Here is a 9,257-nt window from a genome sequence, read left to right on the forward strand (position 1 = left end):
CAAACGCTGGATGGCTAGGGCTGTGGAACTGGCACAAGCAGCCGGTGATGCTGGTGAAGTACCCGTGGGTGCTGCAATTGTTGACGGTACTGGCAAATTGATTGCCGAAGCGCAAAATCGGCGAGAGCGAGACTGCGATCCGACTGCTCACGCTGAAATCTTGGCTTTGCGGGCGGCCGGGCAAGTTTTGCAAGATTGGCATCTTAATCAATGCACGCTCTACGTCACGCTGGAGCCTTGCCCGATGTGCGCTGGTGCGATCGTACAAGCTCGGATTGGCCTGCTGGTATACGGAGCAGATGACCCGAAAACTGGCACGATTCGGACTGCTGCTAATATTCCCGATAGCGCGCATTCGTGTCACCGCTTGGAGGTGCTCGGCGGTATTATGGAGTCTGTTTGCCGCGATCGGTTGCTTTCTTGGTTTGAAGCGCGCCGGAAAAATTAACAGGTAAAATTTTTTACTCTCTTATGGGCGATGTTTAATCGCAATTGACCCTTTAACTGAAATAATAGATCCGTAATTGCCCGCTCAAGCTTTCGAGGTGGCCGACTGGTCTGTATTAATTAATGCTGTCCGGTTGCCTGAGGTTTTACCTGTTAGAGATTATCTCTTGCGGGCGCGATCGCTCGATCGGCACAATGCCAATAGCAAAACTGTCCCGATCCAAAAACTAAAGATTTGTCCAACAACTTACTTTAGACTTTAGATCTCGATAAAGCAGCTTAATTGCTATGCGCCACACCGCCACGATCGCCGTTGAGTCCAGTACATCATCTCTAGTGAAGCCAATGCCTGCCAAGGTAGTATTTAATACCTCTCGCGTTTCTCCTTGGTTAACCTCCTTGCTCTATCCGCTAGGTCACTATATTGTCCTACCGTTTCATTTTGGCAAGATTGAGGTAACCGGACAGGAGCACTTGCCGAAAGACGGGCCTGTCATCTTAGCCCCTACGCACCGTTCCAGATGGGATGCCCTGATGATGCCCTATTCAACCGGACAGATGGTGACTGGACGCGATTTGCGGTTCATGGTAACTGCTGATGAAGTGAAAGGACTCCAAGGTTGGTTCATCAGAAATTTGGGAGGGTTTGCTGTGGATATCAAGCATCCAGCAATTAGCAGTCTTCGTTACGGCGTCGAACTACTCCTCGACAAGCAGATGTTGGTGATTTTTCCCGAAGGCGGCATTTTTCAGGATGGCGAAGTTCACCCGATCAAGCCTGGATTGGCGCGTTTGGCAATTCAAGCAGAGTTGAGCAAACCGGGTTTAGGGGTGAAAATTGTACCGATGAGTATCCGCTATCGCCCGCGCATTCCTCAATGGGGTTCTGAGGTAAAAATTGCGATCGGTTCTCCGATTTCCGTGGCGGATTATGCCAATGGCGGCGGTAAAAAAGAAGCACCATTGTTGACGGCCCAACTCGAAAAGGCTCTTAAAAATCTTGATGAAAGTTGAGAAGAAGGAAGTTCGGCAACGGATTCTGTAACGGATGTAACGGATGTCAGGAAGAATGAAGTTCGGCAACGGATTCTGTAACGGATGTCAGGAAGAATGAAGAAGGAATTATGATATAATGTTTTCGGGTGCTGTTGAGAGATGCAGCACTTATTTGGCTGCTTTGTTATGTCTGTATTAAAAGTCAGCATTAATGGGTTGTGCTTTGAACTTTAAGCCGGGTCAAATTGTCAGTTTAGAATGTGGAAATGCGTGCCTGCATTCAGAGGTGATCCAAGTGGTTGAGGCACGTCAAGTTTGTTGGGTGCGCCCTTTAATGTTAGTTGTATTACTGTCAGGGCAGGATTTATCGGCGCAATGGTCGGAAGAATACACTTTATCCGATTTGCGGGATGGTGCTGATTTGCTGTGGCCGGGAAGTTTGTTTCGGGCGGCGCTGGATACCGAGGTAATTTCGCTGTTGAGTCAGTTGCATTCTCTGGACTCTGAAAAAAAGGATGGTGCGATCGCTTCTCGGCAACTTAGAGAATTTGTCGATCGAGTTTGGGAAGCTTTTCCGAGTGCTTTTCATTAAGCAGATATGTGGCGTTTGTCTATTAGTCCGCCAGGGGTTGAAAACCCCTGTCTAATAGCTAAAGTCCTCGCTATGACGACTAATACCCTCTTCATTCTTCAGTCTCTTAGAGAAAGACGAAAGTTTGACAAAAAGCGATAGAAATCGCCGACTTTTCGGCGACTATTATACTAAAATACCGCGTGTGAAAGCTCTTCGGGGTTGAGATTATTGTGAATAACTTTACCGTCTCGGAACCAGACAACGCGGCGAGTTTGGCGCGCCACTTCCGGTTCGTGCGTTACCATAACAACAGTCATGCCGCTTTCGTTGAATTCGGTAAAAATATCCATTACTTCTTGAGTAGTTTTTGTATCCAATGCACCAGTCGGTTCGTCAGCCAGCAACAACACGGGACGGTTGACGATCGCCCTGGCGATGGCCACCCGCTGCTGCTGTCCTCCTGATAGTTGATTCGGTCTGTTTTGCAGCCGACTTTCCAGACCTACTTTCGTTAAAGCATCTACTCCCCGTTCGCGTCTTTCTGATGCGGGAATGCCGGCATAAACCATCGGTAACATGACATTTTCTAAGGCGGTCAATTGAGGCAACAGGTGAAATTGTTGGAATACAAACCCCAATTTTAAATTGCGAATTCCGGCTAATTCTGCTTCGGGCATTTGGGCGACATCTACGCCGTCTAAGTAGTAACTGCCGCTCGTAGGTCGATCGAGACAGCCGATAATATTCATAGCTGTAGATTTGCCCGATCCCGATGCGCCCATAATCGAGCAATATTCTCCTTGTCTTACCGTCAAGCTGACGCCGTTTAAGGCGCGAACTTCGAGGTCGCCAATTCCGTAAACTTTTGTTACCTCTTCCAGACCGACAACAACGGGCTTTGAGAGGACTTGGGGGTCGAGGTCTTGGTATGTATCGGTTTGTAGTTCAGGCATTTTTTTTTCTGTGCGATCGACACAACTAACTACTAAGCTAACACTTCCCATCAGTATTCGCGTTCGGGGTGACGGCTGTTTCGACGCTAATGAACAGAATCTCTATCTTCAACTCATAGTGAATACTTTGACCCGACGTGGAGGTACAGTCGGAGTGGAAAAAAATCTACCAACTCAAGTAGAGGCGATCGCATGGACTATTCAAAGATAACCATCTCTAAGTCTAACAACAAGCCAGTGATTAGTTCATCTGCTTTTATTTTGGTACAATAGTTCGGACTGTTTTTAGTTCGCAGTCTGAAACCCGCGATTTTCCGTTGGTAGCTCGATTGCCCAATGGTCTTGAACCCTTATTCTAGGTTTGCCAATTAAAAACTGTCCGAACTATTGTTGGTAATCACCTGTTAAAAGAATCAGATTTAACGATCGCCCGCCACCAATTTTCATGGGTTTGAGGGTCTTCTTCACCAGGTTGACAGGGCTTGGGTGGAATAGACACCCCAATAGGCTAAACTTGTATCCGATCGCCAAACAGATTACAAAGCAATGACTAATTATACCGATACCAACCAGACCGAGATTTCCAATACAGTCTCATCGAGTCCACAAATGTTATCTTTCCTGAAAATTGTTGAGTATTTATCCCTGGCCGCTTTTGTGGGTGCAGGCATCCTTACCAGAGTTTTTCTAGACAACCAACTTATCGTTATTTTGGGAGCTGTTTTTCTCTCTAGTTTTATTTTTCTGTTCCTGACCAATAGACAATTAGATCGCAACTTTCGGAATAGTGCTAATCAGTTAGATATCCGAAAAAAAGCTCAACTATATAATTATCTATTAAACCCTAATGATGTTTCGGATAACAATCCGATTACCCCGGTGAGAGAAAAGGCTTTACGATATTGCCAGGAGTTGATTGACGACTATAAAAACACTAGAGAGACTTCGAGAAATATTTACTATACTTTCCAATTGGCAACCGTTGTTTTATCGGGAGTCACACCAATTTTAGTATTGGTAGACAAATTGGAACCAGGTCAATCGTTGCTCAAGTGGCTCCCCGTAATTTGTCCCGCTGTCGCCTCCATAGTCGCCAGTATAGTTACCTCCTTTCCTTTTCAGGAAAATTGGATTTCTGCTAACACTACTGTGGAATTGTTAGAAGCGGAACAGGAGAAATTTGTATTAGGAGTGACTCCAGCTTATCGTTGCTATGATGTAGCCGACGAAGCCCAAAATCAACAAATGACAAAAATGGCAATAGAAAACTTTATCAATCAGGTGAATGAAATTCATCTCAAGCAAATCCAAAAACCAGATGAAACAGCGTCAAAGGAGCAGAATACAGAGCCAGCTCAATCTACCGAGTCACAGCAGCAGAGTTAACGAAGCTGACAATACCAGTGTAAGCAGGTAGGGTTGAGTGATGCTACCTGCTCCCTCAATTAGCTCTGTATGTAGTTCTCAAAATGTAGTTATCAAAAGTGCTCCTCAAAAGCAAAATTTTTGAGCTATGATTAAGAAAAGTTAAGCGTAAATTTGGGAAGTTGGAGATTGTTGGTAACACAATTATGACATACGATTACGACTTGTTTGTGATAGGTGCAGGTTCCGGCGGATTGGCGAGTTCCAAGCGAGCAGCATCCTACGGAGCAAAAGTGGCGATCGCCGAAAATGATTTAGTAGGCGGAACCTGCGTAATTCGCGGCTGTGTTCCCAAAAAACTGATGGTTTACGCCTCAACATTTTCGCACCTTTATGAAGATGCGATCGGCTACGGCTGGAGTCCAGTAGAAAGCAGCTTCGACTGGGAAAAACTCGTCACCACAGTAGACGCAGAAGTGCGCCGACTCAGCAAACTGCACATCAGCTTTCTCGAAAAAGCAGGAGTAGAATTAATTTCAGGATACGCCAAATTTATCGACCCCCACACCGTCGAAGTTGGTGACAGAAAATTTACCGCAGCCAAAATCTTAATTGCAGTCGGCGGAGAAGCGCAAAGAGTCCCAATTATAGGCATAGAACACGCGATTACCTCCCGCGAAATCTTCCTGCTAAAAGAGCAACCAAAACGGTTGGCAATTTGGGGTGGCGGCTACATCGGTGTCGAATTTGCTTGCATTATGAACGGATTGGGAAGCCAAGTAACTCAAATCATCCGGCGCGATCAAATTCTGCACTACTTCGACGAAGAAATTCGCGCTAACGTGCAAGAAGGAATGACTAAGCACGGAGTTGAATTTTTGACAGAAAGCTCGATCAATCACATTGAGAAAACCCCAGAAGGTTTAAAATTAACGCTTTCGGGAAAATCCGAAGGAACGCTAATAGTAGACGCGCTTTTGTCCGCTACCGGGCGCTTGCCCAACTTGGAAAAATTGGGTTTAGAAAACGCGGGAGTAGAAACCGATCAAGGTGCGATCGCAGTTACCAAAGACAGCCGCACCAGCCAGCCGCACATTTTTGCAGTCGGAGATTGCACCAACCGCATCAATTTAACGCCAATTGCGATCGCTGAAGGTCGTGCTTTTGCCGATACTGAATTTGGTAATAACCCCAGATCGATCAGTCACGAAAATGTTGCATCAGCAGTATTTTCCCAGCCGGAAGCAGCTACAGTTGGCTTAACAGAAGAGGAGGCTAAAGCTAAGTTTCCCGAATCAATTAAGTGCTATACAGCCAAGTTTAAACCGATGTTTCATTCTTTGACAGGTGCAGATGAAAAGACTTTTGTCAAGTTAGTTGTTGAAACTAATACTGACAGAGTTTTGGGCGTGCACATGGTGGGGAAAGACGCGGGCGAGATTATTCAAGGAATGGCGATCGCTGTTAATATGGGAGCTACGAAGAAAGACTTCGACGCGACTATAGGCATTCACCCATCGACTGCTGAAGAGTTTGTTACTTTGCGGTAAAGCGGTGGAAGCCGCCAGGGGTTTCAACCCCTGGCTAATAGCTAAAGTCGGTTAAAATTAAGATATTGCACCATTTTCAAGAACAGGCAGGATGCCTGTTCCACAGCAAAGTAAAATTTTATTGTGGGGTGGGCATCCTGCCCGCCAGTGAAGGGATGAATGAGTGATTCAACTAAACAAAACAAAATTTTAGCATTCTATCTCGGTCAGCAGCCTGATTCCCAAGGTCGGGCGATCGAGGATATTTGGTCGTGGGATTACCAGAAGCTGGAATCGGTGCACAATTACATTCAATGGCTGTTTCCGCTGAGAGAAAAGAGTCGCTTTAATTCCAGTGCTCCTATTTTAAATGATGAGGTAATTCAAGCTTTTAGAACAAGTGAAGAGTTAAGAAATCGCTTACTCCATTCGTTCAAAGTCATGCTGGCGTTTTACGGGTTGGAATGCCGCGAAGGGGAAAACGCAGAAATTGTAATTGCCAAATCCGACGAATATTTGTCAAGAAAAAGAGAGTGGATTGAACAATTTAATCACAACTACCTGCGGCTGACTAGGATTCTCACAAGTTTGACCGAGTTGGGATTGAAGAATTATGCTTTGGCTCTTTTCAGGTGTTTGAATGAGATATATAATGAAAATCAAAAAAGTATTGGTTTAAAAACTTATACATATTGGAAAAATGCTGTAAATAGTTAAATCGAGCGAAGCCATTCAGCGGGACAGTAACCGAACGCTACGAACACAATAAATAATGGATAAAGCAATTACAGAAAATCACGCTCAGTCGGGCCGAGAAATTTATCAAAGGATTTCCAACAACATTCAAAAAGTGGTGAAAGGGCAATCAGCAGCAATCAGGAAATTGCTGTCAGCCTTTGTGAGTGGCGGGCACGTCCTCCTAGAAGATTATCCCGGTACAGGTAAAACTACCCTAGCTAAAGCCCTAGCCTTATCTGTCGATGTCACCTTTAAACGCATTCAATTTACACCTGACCTTTTGCCATCCGATATCTTGGGCATATCCATGCTCGACCCCAATCAACGCACGTTCCATTTCCACGAAGGGCCTATTTTTGCTAATATTGTCTTGGCTGACGAAATCAATCGGTCATCACCACGAACCCAATCCGCCCTCCTAGAAGCAATGGCAGAATTTCAAGTCAGCATTGACGGAAATTTGCACAAACTTAAAGACCCATTTTTTGTTATTGCTACTCAAAATCCAGTAGAATCTCGTGGCACTTATCCACTTCCTGAAGCCCAAATGGATCGCTTTGCAGTTCAATTTAGTCTAGGATACATCTCGCCAGAAGACGAAGTTAACCTGCTCGGAGACCAAATCCATCAACATCCTATTGATACACTTCAAACCTGCGTTAATTTAGAGGATTTAATTAGCTTAAAACAGCAGGTAAAGCAAGTTAGAATTAGTGAAGAATTGAAACGTTACCTCGTAGATATCGTCAATGCAACTCGCTCAGCCGAAGGCGTACAACTAGGGGCGAGTCCCAGAGCTTCCATAGCTTTAATGAAAGTTGCTCAAGCATTAGCTTTGTTCGATGGCTATGAGTTTGTGACGCCAGAACATATTCAAGAACAGGCGGTATCAGTCATCGCTCATCGCCTAGTAATGGAACCTCAAGCGCGTTTTTCGGGTAGAATGGCTCCAGGTGTAGTTGAAGAAATTATCAAATCTATTCCTGTACCAGCCTAAAAAATGAAACGTTTTTTCTACGCTATTTTTCGCTTCTGTGCGCGTGTAAATCGCTCGCGAAAGAAGCGATTGACTAACAATGGGTTAGCAGTGCTTAGCTGCACGCTTTTAGCGGGAATTTTAGGATTAGATACTAATCAGACTGTGACTTATCAAATTTTTACTTTCCTGTTGTCAATTATAGGAATAGCCATAATTTTTAGTAAATTTTTTCGCTTCCGCTTCAATGCAGTACGGTTCTTGCCAAAGTTTGCAACTGTTGGAGTCACTTTAAAATACCGTATTCTCATTCATAACAAAACTAGCCAGAGTCAAAATAACCTGAAATTGTGGGAAAATTTTGCCGACACATACCCAAGCTTTCAAGAATTTATAGAAACACCTGAACCCGGTGAAGAAAAGCGCACTTCATTAGATAAATACTTCGGCTATTATCGTTGGCTGTGGCTGATTTATAGAAAACAATGCGCCACAGCTAAGGTCATAGAATTGCCTCCTCTTCCACCCAATAGCAAAACAGAAGTAGTAGGTGAATTTACGCCGTCTTCCAGAGGTGTGATCCGCCTCAGTGGTCTAACAGTTACTCGGTCTGATCCTTTTGGGATTTGGAATGCTTGTAAAACAATTTCCTTGCCCCAATCTATGTTAATTTTACCCAAACTCTATCATTTACCACCAATTCAGCTTCCTGGCTCAAGAAGATATCAATCAGGTGGCGTAACATTAGCTTCATCCGTAGGAGATTCCGAGGAATTTAGGTCTCTGCGGGATTATCGACAGGGAGATCCGCTACGCAAAATTCACTGGAAAAGTTGGGCAAAAGCAGGTAAGCCAATGGTCAAAGAAGAACAGGATGAATTTTTTGTGAGGCACGCCCTAATTTTGGATACATTTCAAAGTATAAAATATAGTGAAATTTTAGAAGAGGCAATTTCAATTGCTGCTTCATTATCCTATGAGGTTCAGACTCAAGAATCTTTATTAGATTTGATGTTCGTCGTTCAAGAAGCTTATTGTTTTACCTTTGGTAGAGGGCTGAACTCGACTGATAAAATGCTAGAAATTCTCGCCTCCGTCGGTGCCTGTCTGGATAAAGATTTTGACTCGCTCACCTCAGTTTTGATGGAAAAAATCTCTCTGCTAAGCGGTTGTATTTGTATATTTTTGTGTTGGGACGAGCCTAGAAAAAGATTAGTAAATTATCTGAAAAGTCGCGGTATCCATACCTTAGTTTTAATTTTAACAGAGCGAGACGCTCAATTAGAGAGCTTAAATTTAGAGTTGATTAAAGATGATTTAACAAGCTGCCATATTTTAAAGCTAGGTCAAATACAAGAGGAGTTAATGAAACTATGAAAATGCCCGTGCTTCTTTTGGGTGTTAGTGTAATTTTTTGGGGCTGGCAGACGGGACTATGGTTTTTTGCTTTGCCAATTGCTCTGATTTTAGAGGCCGCTAACTGGTTGCCTTATCGGTGGGATTTTTCAGCTAGTGATTTTAGGCGCATTGCTAATTTCTGCCTAATTTTTTTGTGCTGTTTGCTGGTTTATCTCCTGGTCGCCAACCGCTCTATTTACTTGATATAGCAATCCTAAATGATTTGCTCTATCTAGCTCAATCCTAAATGATTTTTTCTGTGTAAGTATATTGACGTATTT

10 protein-coding genes are annotated in these 9,257 nt (G+C 44.0%); 9 read left to right on the forward strand and 1 reads right to left on the reverse strand.

What is annotated here, in order from left to right:
* The first annotated feature begins 10 nt into the window (after window positions 1–10).
* The 3 genes from QUA20_RS27425 (at window position 11) to QUA20_RS27435 (ending at window position 2,035) form a co-directional block, all read left to right on the forward strand.
* Complete coding sequence (locus QUA20_RS27425) at window positions 11–448, forward strand: nucleoside deaminase (RefSeq protein ID WP_199300993.1); 438 nt, start codon at window positions 11–13, stop codon at window positions 446–448.
* 287 nt (window positions 449–735) lie between these two features.
* Window positions 736–1,461 carry a lysophospholipid acyltransferase family protein gene (locus tag QUA20_RS27430; RefSeq protein WP_172190045.1) on the forward strand — a complete coding sequence of 242 codons (726 nt, stop codon included), beginning with the start codon at window positions 736–738 and terminating at the stop codon, window positions 1,459–1,461.
* 205 nt (window positions 1,462–1,666) lie between these two features.
* Window positions 1,667–2,035, forward strand: a complete 369-nt coding sequence (locus QUA20_RS27435) for a hypothetical protein (RefSeq protein WP_333192975.1) — start codon at window positions 1,667–1,669, stop codon at window positions 2,033–2,035.
* Window positions 2,036–2,205: 170 nt separating this feature from the next.
* On the opposite strand, the gene QUA20_RS27440 is transcribed toward QUA20_RS27435, so the two are convergent.
* On the reverse strand, window positions 2,206–2,970 hold the full coding sequence (locus QUA20_RS27440; protein WP_333192977.1) for an ABC transporter ATP-binding protein: 765 nt from the start codon (window positions 2,968–2,970) through the stop codon (window positions 2,206–2,208).
* A gap of 10 nt (window positions 2,971–2,980) precedes the next feature.
* On the opposite strand from QUA20_RS27440, the gene QUA20_RS27445 reads away from it, so the two are divergent.
* From QUA20_RS27445 to QUA20_RS27470, 6 genes are all read left to right on the forward strand, one after another.
* Complete coding sequence (locus tag QUA20_RS27445; protein ID WP_333192980.1) at window positions 2,981–3,181, forward strand: hypothetical protein; 201 nt, start codon at window positions 2,981–2,983, stop codon at window positions 3,179–3,181.
* 335 nt (window positions 3,182–3,516) lie between these two features.
* Window positions 3,517–4,356 (forward strand): DUF4231 domain-containing protein, encoded by an 840-nt coding sequence (locus QUA20_RS27450; protein WP_333192981.1) that lies wholly within the window; start codon window positions 3,517–3,519, stop codon window positions 4,354–4,356.
* A 185-nt stretch (window positions 4,357–4,541) separates the two neighbouring features.
* Entirely contained in the window at window positions 4,542–5,885 is a 1,344-nt protein-coding gene (gene gor, locus QUA20_RS27455) for a glutathione-disulfide reductase (protein WP_333192982.1), read from the forward strand.
* 159 nt (window positions 5,886–6,044) lie between these two features.
* Window positions 6,045–6,581 carry an opioid growth factor receptor-related protein gene (locus tag QUA20_RS27460; RefSeq protein WP_333192986.1) on the forward strand — a complete coding sequence of 179 codons (537 nt, stop codon included), beginning with the start codon at window positions 6,045–6,047 and terminating at the stop codon, window positions 6,579–6,581.
* 55 nt (window positions 6,582–6,636) lie between these two features.
* Complete coding sequence (locus QUA20_RS27465) at window positions 6,637–7,599, forward strand: MoxR family ATPase (protein ID WP_333192987.1); 963 nt, start codon at window positions 6,637–6,639, stop codon at window positions 7,597–7,599.
* 3 nt (window positions 7,600–7,602) lie between these two features.
* On the forward strand, window positions 7,603–8,955 hold the full coding sequence (locus tag QUA20_RS27470; protein ID WP_333192988.1) for a DUF58 domain-containing protein: 1,353 nt from the start codon (window positions 7,603–7,605) through the stop codon (window positions 8,953–8,955).
* The last annotated feature ends 302 nt before the right edge of the window (window positions 8,956–9,257 follow it).

Origin of the sequence: Microcoleus sp. Pol7_A1, assembly GCF_036701085.1 — a bacterium.
GTDB lineage: Bacteria > Cyanobacteriota > Cyanobacteriia > Cyanobacteriales > Microcoleaceae > Microcoleus > Microcoleus asticus.